This is a genomic window from Burkholderia oklahomensis C6786 (assembly GCF_000959365.1).
GTDB lineage: Bacteria > Pseudomonadota > Gammaproteobacteria > Burkholderiales > Burkholderiaceae > Burkholderia > Burkholderia oklahomensis.
In genome coordinates this window covers 2,654,015-2,676,856 of record NZ_CP009556.1, presented here as the reverse complement: position 1 = coordinate 2,676,856, position 22,842 = coordinate 2,654,015, and the positions used below count along the sequence as shown (strand labels likewise).

Annotated in this window: 19 protein-coding genes; 6 read left to right on the top strand and 13 right to left on the bottom strand. The window is 66.9% G+C overall.

Annotated elements, in window-relative coordinates; genetic code table 11:
* Positions 1-637 precede the first annotated feature (637 nt).
* A complete protein-coding gene (locus BG90_RS29520; RefSeq protein ID WP_010108326.1) occupies positions 638-1,939 on the bottom strand; it encodes an NCS2 family permease in 1,302 nt (433 codons plus the stop codon).
* 386 nt (positions 1,940-2,325) lie between these two features.
* Between BG90_RS29520 and BG90_RS29515 the strand changes: the two genes are divergently transcribed.
* The 3 genes from BG90_RS29515 to BG90_RS29510 all read left to right on the top strand — a co-directional run bounded on the left by BG90_RS29515 (position 2,326) and on the right by BG90_RS29510 (position 3,919).
* The gene (locus tag BG90_RS29515) at positions 2,326-2,808 is read left to right on the top strand and encodes an NlpC/P60 family protein (RefSeq protein ID WP_010118137.1); all 483 of its coding nucleotides are present in this window, start codon (positions 2,326-2,328) and stop codon (positions 2,806-2,808) included.
* Between the two features lie 361 nt (positions 2,809-3,169).
* Positions 3,170-3,433: a hypothetical protein gene (locus BG90_RS35950; protein WP_124072321.1), complete on the top strand. Its 264-nt coding sequence runs from the start codon at positions 3,170-3,172 to the stop codon at positions 3,431-3,433.
* A gap of 201 nt (positions 3,434-3,634) precedes the next feature.
* Positions 3,635-3,919, top strand: coding sequence for a hypothetical protein (locus BG90_RS29510; RefSeq protein WP_010108330.1), 285 nt, complete (start codon positions 3,635-3,637; stop codon positions 3,917-3,919).
* 760 nt (positions 3,920-4,679) lie between these two features.
* On the opposite strand, the gene BG90_RS29505 is transcribed toward BG90_RS29510, so the two are convergent.
* Both BG90_RS29505 and BG90_RS29500 read right to left on the bottom strand, forming a co-directional pair.
* Positions 4,680-5,066, bottom strand: a complete 387-nt coding sequence (locus tag BG90_RS29505) for a DUF2917 domain-containing protein (protein WP_010118139.1) — start codon at positions 5,064-5,066, stop codon at positions 4,680-4,682.
* A gap of 659 nt (positions 5,067-5,725) precedes the next feature.
* Complete coding sequence (locus BG90_RS29500) at positions 5,726-6,451, bottom strand: sulfite exporter TauE/SafE family protein (protein ID WP_010118140.1); 726 nt, start codon at positions 6,449-6,451, stop codon at positions 5,726-5,728.
* A 116-nt stretch (positions 6,452-6,567) separates the two neighbouring features.
* Here BG90_RS29500 and BG90_RS29495 point away from each other — a divergent pair, with 116 nt between their 5' ends.
* Positions 6,568-7,449, top strand: coding sequence for a LysR substrate-binding domain-containing protein (locus BG90_RS29495; protein ID WP_025990162.1), 882 nt, complete (start codon positions 6,568-6,570; stop codon positions 7,447-7,449).
* Positions 7,450-7,478: 29 nt separating this feature from the next.
* On the opposite strand, the gene phnY is transcribed toward BG90_RS29495, so the two are convergent.
* The 10 genes from phnY to BG90_RS29445 form a co-directional block, all read right to left on the bottom strand.
* Positions 7,479-8,951 (bottom strand): phosphonoacetaldehyde dehydrogenase, encoded by a 1,473-nt coding sequence (gene phnY / locus BG90_RS29490; protein ID WP_010118141.1) that lies wholly within the window; start codon positions 8,949-8,951, stop codon positions 7,479-7,481.
* Between the two features lie 37 nt (positions 8,952-8,988).
* Entirely contained in the window at positions 8,989-9,867 is an 879-nt protein-coding gene (locus BG90_RS29485; RefSeq protein ID WP_081464231.1) for a TauD/TfdA dioxygenase family protein, read from the bottom strand.
* Entirely contained in the window at positions 9,803-11,017 is a 1,215-nt protein-coding gene (gene aepY, locus BG90_RS29480) for a phosphonopyruvate decarboxylase (protein ID WP_010118143.1), read from the bottom strand. The genes BG90_RS29485 and aepY overlap by 65 nt, the downstream gene beginning before the upstream one ends.
* 2 nt (positions 11,018-11,019) lie before the next feature.
* Entirely contained in the window at positions 11,020-11,931 is a 912-nt protein-coding gene (gene aepX, locus BG90_RS29475; protein WP_025990163.1) for a phosphoenolpyruvate mutase, read from the bottom strand.
* A gap of 465 nt (positions 11,932-12,396) precedes the next feature.
* Positions 12,397-13,305, bottom strand: coding sequence for a metal-dependent hydrolase (locus BG90_RS29470; RefSeq protein WP_010108343.1), 909 nt, complete (start codon positions 13,303-13,305; stop codon positions 12,397-12,399).
* A gap of 36 nt (positions 13,306-13,341) precedes the next feature.
* Positions 13,342-15,132 carry an SDR family oxidoreductase gene (locus BG90_RS29465; RefSeq protein ID WP_010118145.1) on the bottom strand — a complete coding sequence of 597 codons (1,791 nt, stop codon included), beginning with the start codon at positions 15,130-15,132 and terminating at the stop codon, positions 13,342-13,344.
* 50 nt (positions 15,133-15,182) lie between these two features.
* Positions 15,183-16,070, bottom strand: coding sequence for a M24 family metallopeptidase (locus tag BG90_RS29460; RefSeq protein WP_010108345.1), 888 nt, complete (start codon positions 16,068-16,070; stop codon positions 15,183-15,185).
* 254 nt (positions 16,071-16,324) lie between these two features.
* Complete coding sequence (locus BG90_RS29455; RefSeq protein ID WP_025990164.1) at positions 16,325-17,095, bottom strand: slipin family protein; 771 nt, start codon at positions 17,093-17,095, stop codon at positions 16,325-16,327.
* A complete protein-coding gene (locus BG90_RS29450) occupies positions 17,092-18,582 on the bottom strand; it encodes an NfeD family protein (protein WP_045568506.1) in 1,491 nt (496 codons plus the stop codon). Before BG90_RS29450 ends, BG90_RS29455 begins: the two co-directional genes overlap by 4 nt.
* Before the next feature lie 77 nt (positions 18,583-18,659).
* Positions 18,660-19,787, bottom strand: coding sequence for an AraC family transcriptional regulator (locus BG90_RS29445; protein WP_082094649.1), 1,128 nt, complete (start codon positions 19,785-19,787; stop codon positions 18,660-18,662).
* 100 nt (positions 19,788-19,887) lie between these two features.
* On the opposite strand from BG90_RS29445, the gene BG90_RS29440 reads away from it, so the two are divergent.
* Together BG90_RS29440 and BG90_RS29435 are read left to right on the top strand one after the other, a co-directional pair.
* Positions 19,888-21,021: an acyl-CoA dehydrogenase family protein gene (locus BG90_RS29440; protein WP_010118150.1), complete on the top strand. Its 1,134-nt coding sequence runs from the start codon at positions 19,888-19,890 to the stop codon at positions 21,019-21,021.
* A 109-nt stretch (positions 21,022-21,130) separates the two neighbouring features.
* Positions 21,131-22,834, top strand: a complete 1,704-nt coding sequence (locus BG90_RS29435) for an AMP-binding protein (RefSeq protein ID WP_010118152.1) — start codon at positions 21,131-21,133, stop codon at positions 22,832-22,834.
* Positions 22,835-22,842 lie beyond the last annotated feature (8 nt).

Below are 22,842 nucleotides of genomic sequence, written 5' to 3'. Positions count from 1 at the left end.
CGTCGTCACGAACATGCGCGCTTGACCGCCGCGTTCGCCACAATCTTGCGCTGTCCTGACGAGTTCTTCTCGGTTGAGTTTCGCCAGTCGAGCCTTCCTTCGCTGCCGGGCCGAGCCATCGCGCGTGCGACTCCGTTGGAAGTGTTCCGAACGCAGTGCGTTCGGACGATCCCAGTACGACCGGATCGGCAAAGGCCGGGTGTGGCTTTATGACTGTCGGGGCTGCCGGCTACGACGGAATCGATTTCGACGAATTCCGTCGGTCGGTTTTTTTCAGCGGCTGGGCAGACGCCGGATTTTGCCGCGGCACGCGGCGATGTCGCGCATGCGCAAGTGCATGCGCATCCGCTCGACGGGTGAAGACAAGCGCCGCGGGATGGCGGCTTTGCTGCTCGCGATATGGCGGGCGGTTCGACGGCCGGTCGCGGTCGCGCCGGCGGCTTGTCGTGTGCGAGGTTCATGCGCGAGCGAGGCGTCCCCACCCGACGATCGCCGTCGTTGCGACGGCTTTTGCGATCCTGCGTCGTCGACCGATGACATCGCTCGACGCGATCGCGTCGTCGCCGGCACGTCCATGCGCGGGCGAGCCGTTTGCGGCGGTGAGCGTTTCCGCTTCCGCCGCCGCGCATCGCGCCGCTTATTCGGCGCCGAGGTAGAAATAGCGGAACAGGAAGACCGCCGCGATGATCCAGACGACCGGCTTCACTCGCGTCGCGTGGCCCGTCAGCAGCTTGAGGCCGCCATACGCGATGAAACCGAACGCGACGCCGTTCGCGATCGAGTACGTGAACGGCATCAGCAGCGCGGTGAGCGCCGCGGGCACGGCTTCCGTCGCGTCGTCCCACTGCACGTCGACCATGTCGCGCAGCATCAGGCACGATACGTACAGCAGCGCGGGCGCGGTCGCATAGCCGGGCACGACGCCCGCGAGCGGCGCGATGAAGAGGCACGCGATGAACAGCACGGCGACCGTGATCGCGGTGACGCCGGTGCGTCCGCCCGCCTGCACGCCGGACGCGCTCTCGATGTACGCGGTCGTCGACGACGTACCGAGCAGCGAGCCCGCGACGATCGCGGTGCTGTCGGCGAGGAGCGCCTTGTTCAAGCGATGCATCTTGCCCTCGACGAGGAGCCCCGCGCGATTCGCGACGCCCATCAGCGTGCCCGTCGCGTCGAACAGCTCGACGAGGAAGAACACGAGGATCACGTTGACGATGCCGGTCGACAGCGCGGCGCCGATGTCGAGCTTGAACAGCGTCGCGTCGATCGACGGCGGCGCGGAGAAGATCCCGTGAAACTGGTTGCCGCCGAAGAAGAACGACAGGACCGTCACGCCGATGATGCCGATCAGGATCGCGCCGCGCACGCGCAGATAATCGAGCGTGACGATCGCGAAGAAGCCGATGATCGCGAGGATCGTCGTCGGCTTGTGCAGATCGCCGAGCGTGACGAGCGTCGCGGGGCTGCCGACGATCACGCCTGCCGTCTTCAGCGAGATGATCCCGAGGAAAAGCCCGATGCCCGCCGTAATCGCGATCCGCAGCGACTTCGGAATCCCGTTGACGATCACTTCGCGCACGCGGAACAGCGTGACGAGCAGGAACAGGCAGCCGGAGATGAACACCGCGCCGAGCGCGGCCTGCCACGTGAAGCCCATGCCCTTGACGACGGTGTAGGCGAAATACGCGTTGAGGCCCATGCCGGGCGCGCAGGCGATCGGATAGTTCGCGTACAGGCCCATGATGAGCGACGCGAGCGCGGCGACGAGGCAGGTCGCGACGAAAACGGCTTCCTTCGGCATGCCCGCGTCGCCGAGGATCGCAGGGTTGACGAAGATGATGTAGGCCATCGTCAGGAACGTGGTGACGCCCGCGAGTATTTCGGTGCGGAAGTCGGTTCCGGCTTCCGCGAAGCCGAAATACCGTTTGATCGATTCCATGTGGGCGATTCTCCGGTCGAGTGGTCGTGTTGCTGAATGCTTTGTGAGTTGTGTTGCCCGCGAGGCGGACGTACTGTAACCAGCCACTATTGAGCGGCTATCGGCGGATTGTAATAGCGGACATAGGCGGGACGATATATTTGCGGCGATTGATCGTGCTTCGTCGTCGCGCTCGCGGCGGTTCGCGCCGCGCGGGCGTCGAGGCTTCGGGCCAGCGGGCGCAGGCAGGCGCGCTCGTCCGCGGATCGCTAAAATGGCCGCTTTCGCATGTCGCATGTCGCGCGCGGCGCGGACTGCGTCGACGAACAAACGTCGTCGTCGCTCGCTCGCGTCGACGCGCCGCCCGTTCACGGACTGGAGAGTACAGCTTGACCTTGATCGCCCGAATGCAAGAAAGCGTCGCGCCCGCGCGCGGCGAACAGGACGCCGGGGCCGGCCATCCCGCATGGATGCCGGTTGCGCTCGCGGAATCGGGTGTGCGGCGCTTCGGTCCCGGCGAGAGCAATCCGCGCATCGTCGAGTACAACGGCTGCACGAATCTCGTGGGCTACGACGACAAGGTTTCGTGGTGCTCGTCGTTCATCAACTGGTGTCTCGCGCGCGTCGGGATTCCGGGAACGGGCTCCGCGCTTGCGCGATCGTGGCTCGAATGGGGCCGCGAGCTGAGCGAGCCGGCCTATGGGTGCATCGTCGTGCTGACGCGCGACCATCCGACGAGCTGGAAAGGACATGTCGGCTTCTATCTTCGGCATGACGCCGAACAGATGCATCTGTTCGGCGGCAATCAACGCGGCGCGGTGCGCGAACTCGCGTATGCGCGTTCGCGGCTGCTCGCGTATCGATGGCCGGACGAATGCGGGCCGGGCTGACCGGCTGAATCGCGGTCTGCCGATGAGCGTCGCATGCGTTGCGGGCGATGCCGCGACTGCGATGAGCGCCATCGGTCGTGGCGCGCGTTTCGCTTCGCGTCGATGAATTGCGTGCGGAAATGACGACTTCGTGTGCCGATCGTCGCGAGCCTCGTTCGAGGCGCCGGTCGTAATTTCGTCGAAAGCAAAAAAGCCGGCGTGACGCTTGGTGCGCGCGCTTACGGCAACGGCGAGCAATGGCTCGCGTTGCGGCGGTGCGACGCCCCATCGTCGTGCATGCCGGTGCGGGCATCCTGTTCGAACGAACGCATGCGAATCGTGCGATCGCGTCGCCGAGCTGGCGCGATGCCGTGCCGATTGCATGGAAAGCAAATTCGGCGGCTTCGTGACCGCAATATGTCGTCGCGGATCGCATGAGAAGAAAATTGCATGTGTGCCGACAGGGTGCCTCGTCGCCGCGCATACGCCGCCGACCGGCGGCTATCCGGAAATTCGTCCAATTCCGACGACATATATGTCTATTTTGGAGATAAGCGTTTCCATTCATATTCGGATGAATATTTTTCTTTATGATCAATGGGATATCGTCGGGTTGGGAGGTGTTGCAATAAGGCGGCTTGTGTAAAAGAATGCAAGTCGTCATCGCATTAACGCGATTCTCTATCTAGGATAGAGACATTGCTCGCGTCGGGTGTCGCCGGATGCCGGGAGCGGACGCGAGCATCGACGCATTTCGCAGTGGCAACCAAAGTGGTGAGTGCTGGGGCGGGGCTTTGCAGGTTGGGCGGCGCCCCATGTGATTTCGTCCGTCGATACGGAGGCAAGCATGTTGAACTGGATCAGCCGATGGGCGTTGCGTCACGCCCCCACTCCCGAGAAGAGCGCTGCATCGATGCTCGTGACCGCACGGATGGAGTTGTTCACCGCCGAACAGCGGGTCATCGACGCGAAGCTGCAGGCCGACTATTGGCGCACGCGGGTTTCGTTTCTCGAAGAGGTGCAGAAGCAGGGCATCGATCCGTGGGTGAGCGCGCAAGTGCAAAAGACTGTCGACGAGCCGTCGACGGCCGTGCGCGGCGCGTCGGGCCCGCGTCTCGCGGCGAGCACGTAACCCGCTGCACGCGTGGTTCGCGACGCGCGGCGCAGGCCGGCTGTCGCGGTTTCATCGGCGCGCGCATGGCCGCGCGCATTGCCTCATCTTTTCGGCTGCGTCGCACGTCGATCCGGGCGGCTAGCCGTTCAACACATGCGTTGCGTGGGTCCGTTCCGAGAAAACGCGGAACCGACGCACGCGACGTTCATCATTTTCCCGGCAGCGTCGCGCGCGTCTTGGTGACGATCGCGCGTAGTCGCGATGTCGCTCGGCGTCATGACGTGCGCAATCCGGCCGTCACTCGAGAGGCGGCCGTAGGAACTGCAATCGCGATCGTTTCCCGCGCCGGCAGATCATCGACGTGCGCGACGTATCGCGCTTCGAACGCCGGCGTCGGATTGCTCGGTCGGTTGCGTCTTCGACACGTCGATACCGTGCATTCGATGACGCCGCATCGCGTATGAGAAGAGATCGGCGAGCGCGAGCGATCGCCGACGTCGTAACGCGCCTTTGCGGCATCGCTCGCTCGGATGCGAAACCGTGCTCGCATGCACATGTCGGCTCCCGCTTCATCGACGTGCATAGTCATCCTGATGATTGAATTCGAGACGACTTCGTGAAATGCACGCCGAGCGACAGACAACGCACGTCGTTGCCGATTGCGCGCAGCGCCGGCCGCCGCGCGCGACGAGCGGAGCAACTGACGGCCGAGCGCCCGCGAAGGCAATTGCCGCGTCGGGCCGGCGCGACACGCCCGTCCATCCGCTCGCGCGACGCTTCATCGCGGACGCGGGCTGGTCAGATCGGCGGCGACGTCGAGCAGCCCGTCGAGTAAGCCGCCGACTGAGCCGCGCCGACGCACGTACGCAGTCGTGAGCGAGATCTCGGCCGTCGACGGCCCGTCGGCGCTGAGCCAGATACGCTCGCCGCGCGGCACGTGCAGCACGTCGCCCGGCTGCATCCAATAGTCGTCGACGCTGCGCGAGCGCGTGAGCCACACGCGCGAACTCAGCACGCGGATCTCGGTATGGCTGCGCGCAAGCCACGTCATCATCGCGCGCGGCTCGAGCGCGAAGTGAAGCGTCATGCGCGGCAACTGGATCGCGTCGTATCCGTCGTACCGCGTCGGATCGGGACGAAACAACAACCGGCTTGCCTGGTCCATCGTCTTCTCCTGAATAGAGCCGGCGGAAGGAGCGCAGTGCAATGAAAAAGGCCCCAACCGTTTCCGGCGGGGGCCTCTTGACATCCGATGTTGCGGATAGCTAACGCACGAGCGCCCCCGGTGATGTGCCACAACGGGCATTCACTGGCGGGTGGGCAACTACTGCGGCGATGTGCTTGCGCGTATCCATGCCGATGAGTGTGGTCATCCTTCGTTGGCTTGTCAACGAAAATCTTGCGGCAAACGCGGTTACCGCGGATGCGGCGTCCGCCGGCGCAGCGATGCATGCGCGACCGGTTTCCCGCCCGGCGATCGGAGCCGGTGCGACGCGCGGTCGTCAGGATGCCGCAATGAATCCGTTGCGCAGTAGCACGGCGGCCTGCGGCGCATTCGGGCTGGCCGTTGGAGTCGTATCGGCGAAGATCGAGTCGACTGAAGAGCGGCGGCGGGCTGCGTCGGCACGAGGCGATCGTGTGTGCTTCTTTCGCAGGATCGAAGATCGAAGACCCGGGCGCATGGCGAGCCGGGCGGATCAATGCGACGACAACGCAGGGCGACCGTTGCCGGAACGGCAACGCTTCGTCGTTGCTGGTACGAGAAGCAAACCGCCCGTCGACAACGCCGCTTCGCGCCGAACGGTTCGCAACCCGCCTGTCGAATCACCGCGTCGCGCCCCACAGCAGCGTCGTGCCGGCCGACAGCATCACGAGATCGAGCAGCCGGTGGAATGCGGTCGTCGACAAGCGCAGCGTGACGGCCTTGCCGAGCGAGATGCCGGCCGACAGCGACGCGCCGACGAGTACGCCTTTGATCACCACGTCGAGCGGCAATCCGCCGAGTTGCCCGAATGCGGCGAGCTTGCTCGCATAGACGACGAGCGACGCCGCGGCTTCGGTCGCGAGCAGCCCGCCCTTGAGCAGGCCGTATGCGGTGAAGATCGGCAGGGTCAACGGGCCGGTCGAGAACACGATGCCGGTCAGATAGCCGACCACCGCGCCCGCCGCCGACAGTTGCCACGCCGACAGCGTGAATTCGTTTCGGCTTGCTATGTATCGGTAAGGGATCATCGACAGGAAGAACACGCCGAGCGCACAATCGACCCACTGCGGTTTGAGCACCCAGAGCGTATGCGCGCCGAGCGCGGCGGCCGGCGCCGCGGTGATCGAATAGGCGAAGCACGCTTTCCATGCGATGTCGCTGCGCCACACGTACGCTCGCGAGACGTTGCCCAGCACGGCGGCGATCGCCATGATCGGCACGGCCTGCCTCGGGCCGAAATAAAACACGAGCGGCGGCAGGAGCATGATCGATGCCCCGGTGCCGATGACGCCGCTGACGACGCCCGCGACGACGCCGATCAGCAGCACGATCGCATACGCTGTCATTGAGAATCCTCTTCGATGGGTTTGCCTCCGAATAGGGGACAATCCAGCATGCTAGCCAATCGGCGAGTCGGGCACAGTGCTAAAATTTCACGCATTCGTGACATAAAGTACGAGCCATGTCCGCACTCCCTCCATTGGCGGCAATCCGAACGTTTCTGGTCGCGTGCCGAGCGGGAAGCTTCACCGCGGCCGCCGACGAGCTCTGCGTCACGCACAGCGCGGTCAGCCGGCAAATCCAGGCGCTCGAGTCGTGGCTCGGCATGAGCCTGTTCGAGAAGGACGGTCAGCGAATGGTCCCGTCCGTGCATGCGAGAGCGTTCGCGCAGGAGCTCGGCGGCGCGCTCGATGCGCTGACGGACGTCGTCCAGCGCTACGGCAAGGGGAGCGCGCGGCAGGTGCTGCGCGTGAGCGTGCCGACGACGTTCGGCATGCGCTGGCTGATTCCCCGTCTCGCCGCGTTTCGCGACGAGCATCCGGACGCGACCATCCAGGTGCTGACCGTCACCACGCAGCAGCAGCCGAGCGGCGGGAACTGCGACGTCGCGATCCGGCGCGACGATCAGGTCTTCAATCCCGATTCGGCGATCCGCTTCCTGAGCGACGACCACACGGTCGTCGCGTCGCCGTCGCTGCTGCGCCGCGCGCCGCTTGATCGTCCCGAGGATCTCGCGCGTCATACGATCCTCGAAACCGAAACGCGCCCGCGTCATTGGGATGCATGGTTCGCCGAAGCGAAACTGAGCGCGAGCCAATTCACGAAGCGGCAGCGATTCGATCATTTCCACGTGACGTTCCAGGGCATCATCGACGATCTCGGCGTCGGCATCGGGCCCGTCGTCACGCTGAGCCGCGATCTCGCGAGCGGCAAGATCGTCGCGCCGTTCGGCGACATTCGGGTTGCGCCTCACAATTACTACGCGGTCACGCCGATCGGCATTCAGAAGACCGCGCTGCATCGCAGATTCGAGGACTGGCTCGTCGCGACGGCCGCTGCGTGACGTGCGCCGCGGCCCGCATGCCTGTTCGCTCATGCCGCATGCGGCTGCGCGAACGTGTCCCACGGCAGCGAGTAGGTCTTCAGGTTCGTGAAGTTCTTGATCGCTTCCTGCATTCCCTCCTTGCTGCCGAGTCCCGAATCCTTGACGCCGCCGAACGGCGTGCTTTCCAGCCGGAAGCCCGGCACCTCCCATACGTTGACGGTGCCGACGTCGAGATTGGCGATCAGGTGCGTGATGTAGTCGAGCCGGTTCGTACACACGCCGGACGACAGCCCGTAGCGCGTGCTGTTCGCGATCGCGACCGCTTCGTCGAGGCCGGAGAAGGCGATCACGGGCGACACCGGGCCGAACGTTTCCTGCTGAGCGAGCCGCAGTGCGGGATCGACGCGGTCGAGCACGGTCGGCGCATAGGCGGCGCCGTCGCGACGGTGGCCGAGCAGCACGCGCGCGCCGGCGTCGATCGCTTCGTCGACGCGTCGCGCGCATTCGATCGCGGCCGCATCGTCGATCAGCGTGCCGATGTCGACGTGCTCGTCCATCGGATCGCCGATTTTCCAGCGTCGGCTGTGCTCGACGAGCAGCTCCGTGAACCTGCCCGCGACGGTTCGCTCGACGAGGATGCGTTTGACCGCCGTGCAGCGCTGTCCGGAATTCTTGTAGGACCCCTTGACGGCCAACTGCGCGGCTCGATCGAGATCGGCGTCTTCCATCACGATCAGCGGATCGTTGCCGCCCAGCTCGAGGATCGTGCGCCGGTAGCCGGCCATCTCGGCGATCCGCTTGCCGACCGCGACGCTGCCCGTGAATGCGACGAGCTCGACCTGGTCGTTGCGAACGAGCTCGGCTCCGACGACGTCCGGCGCACCGATCACGACGTCGAACATCGGTTCCGGCAGCCCGGCCTCGCGGAACAGATCGAGCAGGTACAGCGCCGACAGCGGCGTCTTCTCCGACGGCTTCAGCACGACCCGGTTGTTCGAAGCGATCGCGGGGCAGATCTTGTGCGCGATCTGGTTCATCGGATGGTTGAACGGCGTGATCGCGGCGACGACGCCGCGCAGCGGCTCGCGTACCGTGAAGATCTTGCGTTTGTCGGCGGTCGTCGCGTTGTCGCACGAGAATGTCTGACTGTCGTCCCTGTTCAATTCGGCGATCGCCGCGCGCAGCACGTTGATCACACGTTCGATCTCGTACATCGTGTCCTTACGGCACAGGCCCGATTCGAGCGTGATGAGAATCGACGCGTCGCGCTTTTCCGCCGCGAGCAGCGCGATCGCCTTTTCGAATACGGCGATGCGATCGTGTCGGCTGAGCGTGCTCGTGAAGCGTGCGGCGGTCTGCAGCTTGCGTCGCGCGTCGCCGCCGTTCTCGAGCGGCAGCTCGGCGATCGCTTCGCCATCGTAGGGATTGCTGACGATGAGCGTCGAGCCGGACGACGCCGCGCCGCGGGCGTCGAGCGCGCGTGCGACGCGGCGGAAAGCGGCGGTGTGATGAATGGTCAATTTGGCCTCGTCTTCGTTCGTGTCGAAAGCGCCGGCGCTACAGCGGCCGCGCAGGATCGGCCTGAATCTGCGTGCGCCACATCAGACGCCGCGCGCGCTCGTCGAACGCGTCGCGCCGATGCATCGTGCAGCGGTTGTCCCAGATCATGATGTCGCCGACCTCCCAGTGCTGCGTCCACGTGACGCCGTCGAGCCGCGTGTAGCGCCACAGTTCGTCCAGGAGCGCTTCCGATTCGTCGACGGGCAAGCCGACCACGTAGGCGTTCAGCCGGCGGCCGAGGTACAGATACGGCCGCCGCGTAACCGGATGAACGCGCACGATCGGATGGACCGAGCCGGGGCAGGTGGTCACGTCGACGACGGATTCGAAGCCGTAGCGCAGTTCGCCGACGGCGGTGTAGCTGCGGTCGTGCTTGATCGACAAGCCGGCGATCCGTTTTCGCAGCGACGCCGGCAGCGCGTCATGGACACGGTACATGTTCATGAACTCGGTGTCGCCGCCGCGCGTCGGCACTTCGATTGCATACAGGATGCTCGCGATGGGCGGCACGTCCGTGTAGCACATGTCGGTATGCCAGTACGCCTCCTTCGCGCCGAGATGCCCGATCGACACGCCGTTTTCCTTGATGTTCGACACGATCATCAGTTCGGGCAGGTCGTCGCGCGACGTCAGCTTGCGCTCCTGGTTCAGCGCGCGCTCGGGTTTGCCGAAGATCCGGCTGAACTCGACGAACTCCGCCATGTCGAGCCGCTGCTGGCGAAGCCGGCAGATGCCGCCCGCGTGCCACGCATCGATCAGCGTCTGCACCGCGTCGGACTCGTACGGGAACGGCGTGTCGAAGCCATAGACCTCACTGCCGAGCGCACTGGACAGCGTCTTGTACGCCACTTTCCTGCGAGTGCTCGTTTCCGTCATGTCGCGCTCCGTTGCGGGATAGGAAGGCCATGAAATGGCGCTTGTTCTCGGCGGGCGACGTGCGCGGCCTGCCGAGATCGCTTCGAAAACCGGGGCGGCACGTCACTTCGATGAACGCGCTGCCGTCCAGGCGGCCCGCGTGATGAAGCGCGCTCTCGAGTTCGAGCGGCGTCGCGACGGTCCGGCTGAATGCGTAGCCGCACGACGCCGCGATGTGCGACAGCCGCAATTGCGCGGCCAGCGTCCGCTGCCCGCCGACCGAATCGTGGACGCCATTGTTGATGACGACGTGCGTGAGATTCGGCGCGGTCGCGCAATAGGCGAGGCCGCCCATGTGCATCAGCAGCGCGCCGTCGCCGTCGATGCAGATCACCTTTTGCTCGGGGCGGGCGAGCGCGATGCCGGCCGCGATCTGCGACGCGTGGCCCATGCCGCCGACCGTCAGGAAATCGCGCGCGTGCGACTGGCCGAGCCGGTCGCGCAGCGCGTAGAGCTCACGCGACGCGACGCCCGTCGTCGACACGATCGCCGCGCCGGCGTCCGCATGGTCGACGATCAGCTCGATCGCACGCTCGCGCGTCATCCGGCCGGCGAGCGCGTCGGCGATGCCGGGCCGGCCGGCGGGCGCATCGTCGAACGTATCCTTGCGAACGACGAGCGCGACGGGCTGCGACGTGCGCCGCGCGTCGTCGATCAGCCGCGCGATCGCGCCGGGATCGTCGTGCGCGCGATCCAGCACCCGGTGACGGATCGACAGCGCGTCGAGCAGCGGCAGCGTGATGCGGCCCTGCGTGACGTGCTGCGGCTCGTCGTGCGCCTGCGAGCCGTCCGCGGCGATTTCCGCGCGCCAGCCGACGATCAGCACGAGCGGAATTCCGTAGACCGCGCGATCGGCGAGCGAGACGAGCGGATTGATCGCGTTGCCGATGCCGGAGTTCTGCATGTAGACGGCCGGCAGGTTGCCCGTCGCGAGGTGATGGCCGATTGCGATGCCGATCGCGCCGCCCTCGCTGCTTGCGACGACGTGACGGAGCGGACAATCCGGATCGTTCAGGCGGCTGCAGAACGTTTTCAATAAGGAATCCGGAACGCCGACTGCGAGCTCGACGCCGGCATCGGTCAGTATGCCGATCAGGTCTTCCGATTTCATGGTCATGCGGTTCCTGGGATGAGCTTCAGGATCTCGTTGACGGGCAGGCAGCGCTCCTCGATTTCGAGCGTCCGGCCATGCGCCAGGATGCCTTCGGCGACCGCGAGCATCGCCGGATAGGCGGCGCGCAGCAGGTGATTCGCGTAGATGACGACGCTGAAATGACGCGCGAGCTCGCTGAACGAAATCGCGTTGAAGCTCGTCGGCACGCAGACGAGATACGCGTGGCAGCCGAGTTCGCGAAACCGCTGCGCGAATTCGATGACTTCGTCCGCGTCTTTCTTGCGGCTGTGGATCATGATGCCGTCGGCGCCGGCTTCGCAGTAGGCGGCCGCACGTTCGAGCGCATCCTGCATTCCCTTGTCGAGAATCAGGCTTTCGACGCGGGCGATGATCTGAAAATCGTCGGTGATCTGCGCCGCCTTGCCGACGCGGATTTTCTCGCAGAATTCGTCGATCGATTCCTGGTGCTGAATCACATCGTTGCCGAGCAGCGAATTTTTCTTCAACCCTGTTTTATCTTCGATAATCACGGCCGATACGCCGGATCGTTCCAGCGATTGGACGTTCAACGCGAAATGCTCGGGCTTGCCGCCCGTGTCGCCATCGATGATGAGCGGCTTGGTCGTGACGTCGAAAATGTGCTGGACGTTCGACAGCCGGCTCGCGATGTCGAGGATCTCGATGTCGGGCCGGCCGCGCAGCGTCGAATCGGTCAGCGAGCTGGACCAGAAGCCGTCGAACTCGGATTGCGAGACCCCGTCCGCCACATAAACTTTTTCACTGATCATTGCGGAAATCGGACTGTGGCTTTCGATGAAGCGCAGTGCGTGGCCTGACGCCAGCTTTTCCTTGAACGTTCGACGGCGTTGTTCGTTGGTAATCGGCTGGCTTATTAGTTCTCTTATCGGCACGATTTCCTCCTTTTGAATGAAGCAATTTAATAATTTAAATTCCGGCCTTGTTGTTAAGGTTTATTAAGATTGGATGACAATATCGAGCCGGCTTCCGTGAAATAAAGTCACGCGTCCGTGCACGGGGTTCGCAGTCGGACGGCGATGAAAACAAGCGCGTCGTGCATTCCGTTTTCGGGAACGGCGGCACGCGGCTCGATGCGGAAACCGCTTCTTATGCACGTCATGATTGCGCGGGGCGAGTGGATGCCGAGTCGGCGGCGCGATGCGCGCGAAGGCAGAAAAATGGAAGGGCGGGAGACAGCGAGCCGGCCGCTCGTTCGAGCCGCGCGGCGCACGGCCCGGGGAAGCCGCCGATATGAAGCGAAGCGAGCGAGTCCGGCGAACCGAACGAAGCGGCGGCGCGCGGCAAGCGAAGCGGACGGTCCCGCGCACGCTGCCGCGGAACCTTCGTCCGCGGTCACATCAGGACGCGGCCTTTTCCGAACCCCAGTTGCCGCCGTGCGCGGCGGCCTGCGCGGCCGGCGAGCGCGCGAGATATTCGAGCGCGACTTCGGTCGAGCCTTCGTCGTGCGGCGTGTAGCTCGGCCGATAGTAGCGGAGCGCCGCGCCGATCGTCTTCCAGAACGACGGCAGATGGTTGCGCCGCGAGCCGCGCCACCACGACAGCACGAAGCCCGGATAGCGGCCGGTGCTCGGATCGCGCTCGTACATGTACTTCGCGCCCGTCGTGATGAAGTAGAGCAGGATCAGGATCATGATCGTCATGTGGAGCGCGCGCTCCACATAGTTGCCGCCGAGATGCCGATAGATGTCGAACGCGACGGTCCGGTGCTCGACTTCCTCCGCGCCGTGCCAGCGCAGCAGGTCGACGACCGTCGGATCGGCGCGGCCGTCGTCGAGCCCGCGCGCGTGCAGCACCCAGTTGCCGAGATAGCCGAAGAAGTGCTCGAGCGACGCGATCACCGCGAGCTGCTGGCGCAGCCAGAAGCGCGTGTGGCCGATCTTCAGGCCGAGCGGGCGTTCGCCCAGCGGTTTCGTGAAGAGCCAGTTGAGCCGCCGCGTGAACGGCTTCGTGTCGATCCCGTGCCGCTCGTAGTAATGCTTGAGCACGCCGCCGTGCGAGCGCGAATGCACCGCTTCCTGACGCAGGAAGCCTTCGGCGTCGGCGTGCAGCGTGGGATCGCTGATGAGCGGCAGCGCCTTGTTGTACACGCGGCAGAACCAAAGCTCGCCTTCCGGGAACAGCAGGTTCAGCGTGTTGATGATGTGCGTGCTTTCCGGATCGCCTTCGATCCACTGGATCGGTGTCTTGGCGAAATCGAATTTGACGTGGCGCGCCTTGATCAGATAGTGATTTTCCGGGGCGTTCATCGATGTCTCCTCCAACAGTCGGGGCTGTTGCGCCGCTCAGTGCGACGCCATGCTGACGCGGGCGATCATCCGGCCGAGCCACGGCGTGAAGCGCCCCACGAAACGCATCGCATGCGCTTCCGCGCCTATCGCGACGACCGGTTTGTCTTGCAGCACGGCATCGACCATCGCCTTCGCGACGGTTTCCGGTTTCAGGCCGCGCATCTGATAGAGCTTCGTCGCGCGCTTGCGCAGCCGCGCTTCGTCCTGCGCGCTCTTCGCGCCCGCGTATTGGGTCGACGCCATGATTCCGGTCTCGGCGAAGCCGGGGCAGACGGCCGTCACGCCGATGCCGTGGTCCGCGAGCTCGGCGCGCATGCATTCGCTCAGCATCAGCACCGCGGCCTTCGTCGTCGCGTATGCGGGCAGATCGCGCGACGGGCCGAACGCGGCCGCCGACGCGGTGTTGACGATGTGGCCGCCCGCGCCGCGCGCGGCCATCTGCTTCGCGAACAGGCGCGAGCCGTGGATCACGCCCCACAGGTTCACGCGCAGGATGCGCTCCCAGTGCGCGGCCGACGTGTCGAGGATGCCGCCCGCCATGCCGATGCCCGCGTTGTTGACGACGACGTCCGCGCCGCCCAGCTCGTTGCCGACCCAGTTCGCGAGCGCTTCCATGTCGTCGGCCGAGCCGACGTCGACGCGCCGCACGTGCGCTTGCGCGCCGAGCAGGCGCACGAGGACCGCGGTGCGCTCGGCTGCCTGCTCGTCGATGTCGACGGCGACGATCGACGCGCCTTGCTTCGCGAATTCGACGGCCGCGCAGCGGCCGATCCCGCTGCCCGCGCCGGTGATCACGACGCGCTTGCCGAGGAACGGGCCGGCGCCGCTCTTGCGGCGCGCATGCGCGAGCGCGGGCGGCTCCGTGCCCGTCTCGACCGCTTCGATCAGCTCCTTCGCGAGCGCGGCGAAGCGTTCGGGGTCCGACATCGGCAGCCAGTGCCGCTCGGCGACTTCGCGGCGGTAGCAGGTCGGCACCCAGCGCGCGATGTCGGCCGACAGCGCCGGGCTCACGAACTTGTCGCGCAGCGGCACGACGACCTGCACGGGCGCGTGCGCATAGCGCTCGCGCGGCGCGAACACGCGGCGGATGAAGTTCGCGCGATACAGGCGCACGCCGTGCACGCCGTCGTCGGTCTGCGTCGGGCGCGGGCCGATGTCGGTGTGCTCGAGCCGGCGCATCAGCGCGGGCCACGCGCGGCCGAGCCACACGCGCCAGCTCAGCTCGGGGATGAACGGCAGATGGAACAGGTACACGTACCAGGAGCGCACGAGCTGGCCGCCGAGGTGCTTCACCGAAGCGGGCGACGGGCGCGCGAGCTGCTGGCGCAGCCAGTAGCCGACGTGGTCGAGATTCGGCCCGGAGCACGACGTGTACGACAGGATGCGTCCCGCGAGCCGCGGCTCGGTGACGAACTCCCAGCCCTGGATCGAGCCCCAGTCGTGGCCGATCACGTGGACTGCGCGGCTCGGCGCGAGCGCGTCGATCACCGCGGCGAAATCGTCGACGAGCCGTTCGAGCCGGTAGTCGGCCGTGCGCGTGGGCTTCGTCGACAGGCCCGCGCCGCGCACGTCGTACGCGATCACGTAGTACGACTTCGCGAGCAGCGGCGCGACGCGGTGCCAGACGCTGCTGTTGTCCGGATAGCCGTGCACGAGCACGACGGCGGGGCGCGACGCGTCGCCCCAGGTTTTCGCGGCGAGCGTGACGTCGCCGGCCGGGACGGCGGTTTCGGTGTGGACCGATTCGAACAGCGCGAGCGGCGCTTCGTCGGAGAGGGGCTGCATCGTGATGTCTTGTTGTGTTGGCGGAGAGGGAATGCGCGCGGCGAGAGCCGTCACGCGGCCTGTTCGTGCGCGAGCGGCTGGCTCGCCTGGCGCGCGTGCCAGCGGCGCACGTGCGGCAGGTCGTCGTCGAGCCAGTACGCGTCGTCGTCGGTGATGACGAGCAGCTCCTCGAACTTCGCGCCGACGCCGGCGAAGCCGAGATGCGGCTCGACCGCCCAGAGGCCGGGCGTCGGCGCGTGATCGGAGCGCGCGTCGATCGACCACAGCGGCGACCAGCCCTGCTCCTTGCCCGCGCGCGTCTGCTCGAGCAGCAGGTTGCGCGTCGAGTTGAGGCCGAAGCGCGCGACGAAGCGCGGCTTCGACAGCTTGTGCAGCTTCGCGACGCGATGCGCGAGCACCTTGAACGGATACGCCTTGTGGCGCGGCTCGACGCCCTGGCGGCGGCATAGCGCGTCCACTTCCTGTGCGACTTCGGCGAGCGTGCGGCGCGCCTTCACGAGCTCCACGATCATGTCGCGGTGCGCGATCAGGTCGTCCTGCAACTGCTCGAGGATCGGGTTGTGACCGACGCAGGTCGCGTAGCCGACGTCGGCCACGATCCCGTCGACGACGGGCGCGACGTCGAGAATCACCGGCATGTCGGGCTCGAGCGCGCGGTTGCTCGGGAAGAACGCGAGATTGAAGCCGCCCAGGTGCTTGAGGCCCGAGAATCCTTCGAACGCGGTGCGGTCGCCGAACCACGCGAACGGCTTGTGCAGCCAGTCGTGCACGCCGTGGTCCTGCGCCCATTCGATCATCAGCCGCGCGGCCTGCTTCTCGGTGATGCCAGGGTACAGCATGTCGCCGACCGTCTCGACGCAGCGGTACGCGAGCTGTTGGACGGAGCGGAACTGATCCAGCTCCTCGATGTGGATTTCCGGCAGCGGATGCTCGGCCATGGCGTCGTCTCCCTTTCTTCGTCGTTCTGAACGGCGATGCCGGCCGCGGATGCGTCAGCCGTCAATGCGCTTCGTCAGTGAATGTGACATTGAACAATGTAAGCATCTTATATCAACGAACCTCGCACGCGTGCGTGTTTGTGATGAGTACTTTTCCTAATTCGTCGGCGGGAAGCGGCACGGCCCGCGCGGGCGGAAATGGGGAGGGACCGAACGGGGCGAGGCGGAATGCGTGCGCGGCAATCGGGGTTCGATCACTGCGGCGCGCGGCCGAAGCGCTCGAGCACCGCGCTCACGAGGTCGATCGGCAGCGGGAAGACGATCGTCGAATTCTTGTCGGCGGCGATCGTCGTCAGCGTCTGCAAATAGCGAAGCTGCATCGCCTGCGGCTGCAGCGCGAGCCGCTGCGCGGCCTGCAGCAGTTTTTCGGACGCCTGCAGCTCGCCTTCCGCGTGGATCACCTTCGCGCGCCGCTCGCGCTCGGCCTCCGCCTGGCGCGCGATCGCGCGGATCATCGTCTCGTTCAGGTCGACGTGCTTGATCTCGACCACCGACACCTTGATCCCCCACGCGTCGGTCTGCGCGTCGAGCGTCTTCTGGATGTCGGCGTTCAATTGCTCGCGCTCGGCGAGGAGCGCGTCGAGCTCGTGCTTGCCGAGCACCGAGCGCAGCGTCGTCTGCGCGAGCTGGCTCGTCGCGTCGAAGTAGCGCTGGACCTGGATCACCGCCTTTTCCGGATCGACGACGCGGAAATACACGACCGCGCTGACCTTCACCGACACGTTGTCGCGCGTGATCACGTCCTGCGCGGGCACGTCGAACACGATGGTGCGCAGATCGATCCGCACGACCTGCTGGACGACCGGGATGATCAGCACGAGGCCCGGCCCCTTGACCTTCCAGAAGCGCCCGAGCAGGAACACGACGCCGCGCTCGTATTCGCGGAAGATGCGGATCGCCGACGCGATCACGAACAGCGCGAGCACGAACAACAGACTGCTGAAGCCGAATGTGAAGCCCATCATGATTGTTCTCCTTGTGGTGGGGCGATGTTGTCGTACAGCGGGGCGACGGTCAGCGTGAGGCCGCTTCGGCCCGTCACGCGCACGCGGCGGCCGGCCGCGATCGGCGTCGCGCTCGCGACGCGCCAGCGCTCGCCGTGCACGCGCGCCCAGCCGGCCGCCGACGGCGCGAGCGGCGTGGCAGGATTCGCGCTCGGGCCGATTTCGGGCGGTTGATCGGGCACGAGGCCGTCGTCGAGCACTTCGCCGATGCTGCCGACGATCGCTTCCGCGCCGGTGACGACGGGCCGTCGCCGCGCGCGCAGCGCGAAGCCCGACACGCCGAACACGAGGATCGCGCCCGCCGCCGACAGCGACATGATCACCGGCCACGGCACGCCGTAGCCGGGCACGTCGGTGTCGATCAGCATCAGCGCGCCGATCGCGAACGCGACGATGCCGCCGACGCCGAGCGCGCCGAAAGTCGGCAGGAACGCCTCGGCGACCAGGAACGAGATGCCGAGCATCACGAGCGCGAGGCCCGCGTAGTTGATCGGCAGCAGTTGCAGCGCGAACAGGCCGACGAGCAGGCTGATCGCGCCCGCGACGCCCGGCAGCACGAAGCCGGGATTCGCGAATTCGAAGAAGAGCCCGTACATGCCGAGCGTGACGAGCACGAGCGCGACGCTCGGATCGGCGATCGTCGCGAGCAGCCGGCTGCGCCAGTCGGGCTCGATCGTCTCGATCGGCGCCTGCGCGGTGTCGAGCCGGTGCGCGCCCGTCGCGGTCGCGATCTTGCGGCCGTCGAGCCGTGCGGCGAGATCGGCCGGGTCGTTCGCGATCAGGTCGATGACGTGCTGCGCGAGCGCGTCGTTCGCGGGCAGGCTCACGGCTTCGCGCACCGCGCGCTCCGCCCATTCGACGTTGCGGCCGCGCAACTGCGCGAGGCTGCGGATGTACGCGGCCGCGTCGTGCAGCGCTTTGCGGGTTTCGGTCGATTCGGTATCGGTCGCCGTCGCGCCGGATGCGGCGCCGGGCTCGCGCCGCGCAGCGGGCGGCGCCGGACCGCCGACGCCGAACTGCACGGGCGACGCCGCGCCGAGGTTCGTGCCGGGCGCCATCGCCGCGATGTGGCTCGCGTAGACGATGTAAGTGCCGGCGCTCGCCGCCCGCGCGCCGCCCGGCGCGACGAACGCGGCGACGGGCACGCCCGAGCCGACGATCGCCTTGATGATCTGCCGCATCGACGTGTCGAGGCCGCCCGGCGTGTCGAGCTGGAGGATCGCGAGCTGCGCGTGCTCGCGCGCGGCGCGGTCGAGGCCGCGCACGACGAAGTCGGCGCTCGCGGGGCCGATCGCGCCCGTGACCGGAATCACGACGACGGGCGCGCGCGCGGCTGCGACCGCCGCGCAGGCCAGCAGCAGGCCGACCAGCACGGCCGCGCGCGCGAGCCGCGCGGGAAGCTTGCCGTGCCGCGGCGGCGGCCGCGGCGAAGGACGGGGCGTGTGCATCGCGGTGTCGGCCGGCGGCGCGCGGCCGCATGGTGCGGCGCCGCAGCCGGGCCGTGAAAAGGGCGTGCGCCCGGTGCTTAAAGAGTAGGCGGTTTCCGGCGAAAGCGCGAAGCGGCGGCGCGCGCGGCGAGCGCTTCGTCGCGGTAGTCGGCGGGGCTCATCCCGCGCCACTTGCGAAACGCGCGGTAGAACGCGCTCGGCTCGGCGAAGCCCGCCGCCGCGGCGACGTCGGCGACGGTGCGGGCCGGATCGGCGAGCGCCTCGCACGCGAGATCGCGGCGCAGCGCGTCCTTGATCGACTGATAGGAATGGCCTTCCTGCTTGAGCTTGCGCCGCAGCGTCGCTTCGGCGACGTGCAGCCGCGCGGCGAGCGCCTGCGCGGTCGGCCACGCGGCGGGCGGCAGCCCGCGCAGCGCCGCGCGCACGCGCTGGGCGAGCGCGTGCGGGTTGCGGTACTTGACGATGAAGCTCGCGGGCGCGTCGCGCAGGAACGGCTTCAGCGTCTTCGCCGTCTGCACGACGGGCAGCGCGGCGAACTCCGGATCGAAATCGACATACGACTCGGGCTGATCGAAGCGCATGTCGTCGCAAAACATCAGTTGATATTCGTGGACCGCGCGCGGCTCGCCGCAGCGAAAGCTCGCGTGCAACAGCGGAATGCGCCGCCCGATCAGCCAGCAGGTGAGGCCGTAGACGATGACGAAATAAGTCGCGTAAGCGAACATCTCCGGCGGGCTCGCGCCGTCGCGGCGCACGAGGCGCAGCCGCACGCGCTCGGCGTTCGCGTCGATCTCGCCGTGCAGATCGTCGAGCACGCAGTGCATGAAGTTGACCGCGCGCGCGAGCGCGCGCAGCCCGTTGCGCGCGGTGAGCGCCGCCTGGCTCATCGCGATGAAGCTGCCGCAGCGCATCGGGTGCGTGTCCTGGCCGAAGAACTCGTCGTCGAGCGCGCGTGCGATCGCGTTCCACAGCGCGCCGTACTGCCGCGCGGACACGCGCGCGCTCGGCGACGCGAGCAGCGCCGCGGGAATGCCCGCCTGTGCGAGGAGCGGCGCGTCGTCGACGCCGCGCCGCCGCGACAGCGCGAGGCTCGACTCCACGAGCTCGATCGAAACGGTGCCTTTCTTCTCGTCGTACTTCATCGCAGGAGCATGCCGCGGCGCGGTGTGGCAAAAACGATCAGTGTAATTGAGCGGAGCGAGCATCGAACAGAACCCGCGCGTTGCCTACACTTGACTCATCGAGACAAAACGAACGAGGCGCGCCGCGCCATGACGCGGCCGGCCGCCCAGGAGACACGCAGCCATGGACGATCTCTACACCGAAGATCAACGGATGATCCTCGACGCCGCGCGCGCCTTCTCCGCCGAAGTGCTCGCGCCGAACGCCGCGCAGTGGGACCGCGAATCGCATCTTCCCGACGAGGTCGTCGCGCAGATGGGCGAGCTCGGCTTCCTCGGCATGATCGTGCCGCCAGACTGGGGCGGATCGTACACCGATTACGTCGCGTACGCGCTCGCGCTCGAGGAGATCGCGGCGGGCTGCGCGTCGTGCGCGACGCTCGTGAGCGTGCACAACTCGGTCGGCTGCGGGCCGGTGCTGAACTACGGTACGCCCGCGCAGAAGGAGCGCTGGCTGCGCGATCTCGCGACCGGCAAGACGATCGGCGCGTTCAGCCTCACCGAGCCGCAGGCGGGCTCCGAGGCGCACAACCTGCGCACCCGCGCGGAGCTGCGCGACGGCCGCTGGATCCTGAACGGCAGCAAGCAGTTCGTCACGAACGGCGCGCGCGCCGGCCTCGCGATCGTTTTTGCCATGACCGATCCGGACGAGGGCAAGCGCGGGCTGTCCGCGTTCCTCGTGCCGGCCGACACGCCGGGCTTCATCGTCGGCAAGCCCGAGAAAAAGATGGGCATCCGCGCGTCGGACACGTGCCCGATCACGCTCGAGAACTGCGTGATTCCGCAGGAGAATCTGCTCGGCAAGCGCGGCGAAGGGCTGAAGATCGCGCTGTCGAATCTCGAAGGCGGGCGCATCGGCATCGCCGCGCAGGCGATCGGCATCGCGCGCGCCGCGTTCGACCGCGCGCGCCGCTACGCGCGCGAGCGCGTCCAGTTCGGCAAGCCGATCGCCGAGCATCAGGCGATCGCCGAGAAGCTCGCGGACATGGCGACGCAGATCAACGCCGCGCGCCTTTTGACGCATCACGCGGCGCGGCTGCGCACGGCGGGCCTGCCGTGTCTGTCGGAGGCGTCGCAGGCGAAGCTCTTCGCATCCGAGATGGCCGAGGCGGTGTGCTCGGACGCGATCCAGATCCACGGCGGCTACGGCTTCCTCGTCGACTACGAGGTCGAGCGGCATTACCGCGATGCGCGGATCACGCAGATTTACGAGGGGACCAGCGAAGTGCAAAGAATGGTGATCGCGCGGCAGTTGTGAATGCTGCCGCGCGAATTACCGTGAACAGGCATTCGCGCAACATGGACAGCTTTGCATGGGATCCGAGTAAGCGCTAAAGCGCTAACCCGGATCGACAGGAGACGACACGATGACGGCACAGGCGTTTCTCGACGCACGCGATTTCCTGCTGCGCCACCGCACCGACTACGACACCGCGTATCGCGATTTCAAGTGGCCGGCGCTCGACGAATTCAACTGGGCGCTCGACTACTTCGACGCGATCGCGCGCGGCAACGACAAGCCGGCGCTGTGGATCGTCGACGCCGCGACGGGCGACGGCGCGCAGTACACGTTCGCGCAGATGTCGGAGCGCTCCGCGCGGATCGCGAACTGGCTGCGCGGCATCGGCGTCGCGCGCGGCGAGCGAATTCTGCTGATGCTGCCGAATCGCGTCGAGCTGTGGGACGCGATGCTCGCCGCGATGAAGCTGGGCGCGGTCGTGCTGCCCGCGACGACGCAACTGTCCGCCGACGACGTGCGCGACCGCGTGCGGATCGGCGGCGCGCGCTATGCGATCGTCGACGAGAACGAGGCCGAGAAGTTCGAGCAGCCGGGGCTCGACGTGACGAAGATCGTCGCGGGCGCGCCGCGCGCGGGCTGGCTCGCGCTCGCCGACGGCTACGCGGCGAGCGCGGAATTCACGCCGGACGGCGTCACGCACGCGAGCGATCCGATGCTGCTGTATTTCACGTCGGGCACGACGTCGAAGCCGAAGCTCGTCGAGCACACGCACCGCACCTATCCGGTCGGCAGCCTGTCGACGATGTACTGGGTCGGCCTGCAACCGGGCGACGTCCACTGGAACATCAGCTCGCCCGGCTGGGCGAAGCACGCGTGGAGCTGCTTCTACGCGCCGTGGAACGCGCAGGCGTGCGTGTTCGCGTTCAACTACGCGCGCTTCGAGCCGAAGGTCGTGCTCGACGCGCTCGTCAAGTATCGAGTCACGACGATGTGCGCGCCGCCGACCGTCTGGCGGATGCTCGTCCAGCAGCCGCTCGCGACGTTCGCGGTGAAGCTGCGCGAGATCGTCGGCGCGGGCGAGCCGCTCAATCCCGAGATCATCGAGCGCGTGAAGAAGGCGTGGGGCGTGACGATCCGCGACGGCTACGGACAAACCGAAACCACGTGTCTGATCGGCAACTCGCCGGGCCAGCCGGTCGTGCCGGGCTCGATGGGCCGGCCGATGCCGGGCTACGCGATCGAGCTGCTCGATCCGGACGGCGCGAGCGCGGGCGAGGGCGAGGTCGCGCTGCCGGTGGGCCCAGGCGTCGAGCGCCCGGTCGGCCTGATGAAGGGCTATGCGAACAATCCGGAGGCCACCGCGCATGCGATGCGCGACGGCCATTACCGGACTTCCGACATCGCATTGCGTCGCGATGACGGCTATTTCGTCTACGTCGGCCGCGCGGACGACGTGTTCAAGTCGTCCGACTACCGGCTGAGCCCGTTCGAGCTCGAAAGCGTGCTGATCGAGCACGAGGCGATCGCCGAGGCGGCCGTCGTGCCGAGCCCGGACCCGGTGCGGCTGTCGGTGCCGAAGACGTTCGTCACGCTGCGCACGGGCTACGAGCCGGGCGAGGCGCTCGCGCGCGAGATCTTCCGCTTCTCGCGCGAAAAGCTCGCGCCGTACAAGCGGATTCGGAGGTTGCAGTTCGCCGAGCTGCCGAAGACGATCTCCGGAAAGATTCGCCGCGTCGAATTGCGCCGCCGCGAACTGGAGCGCGGCGACGACACGTCGAGCCGGATGCCCGGCGAGTATTGGGAAGAGGATTTCGCGGCCGATGGCAAGTGACGCCCGGC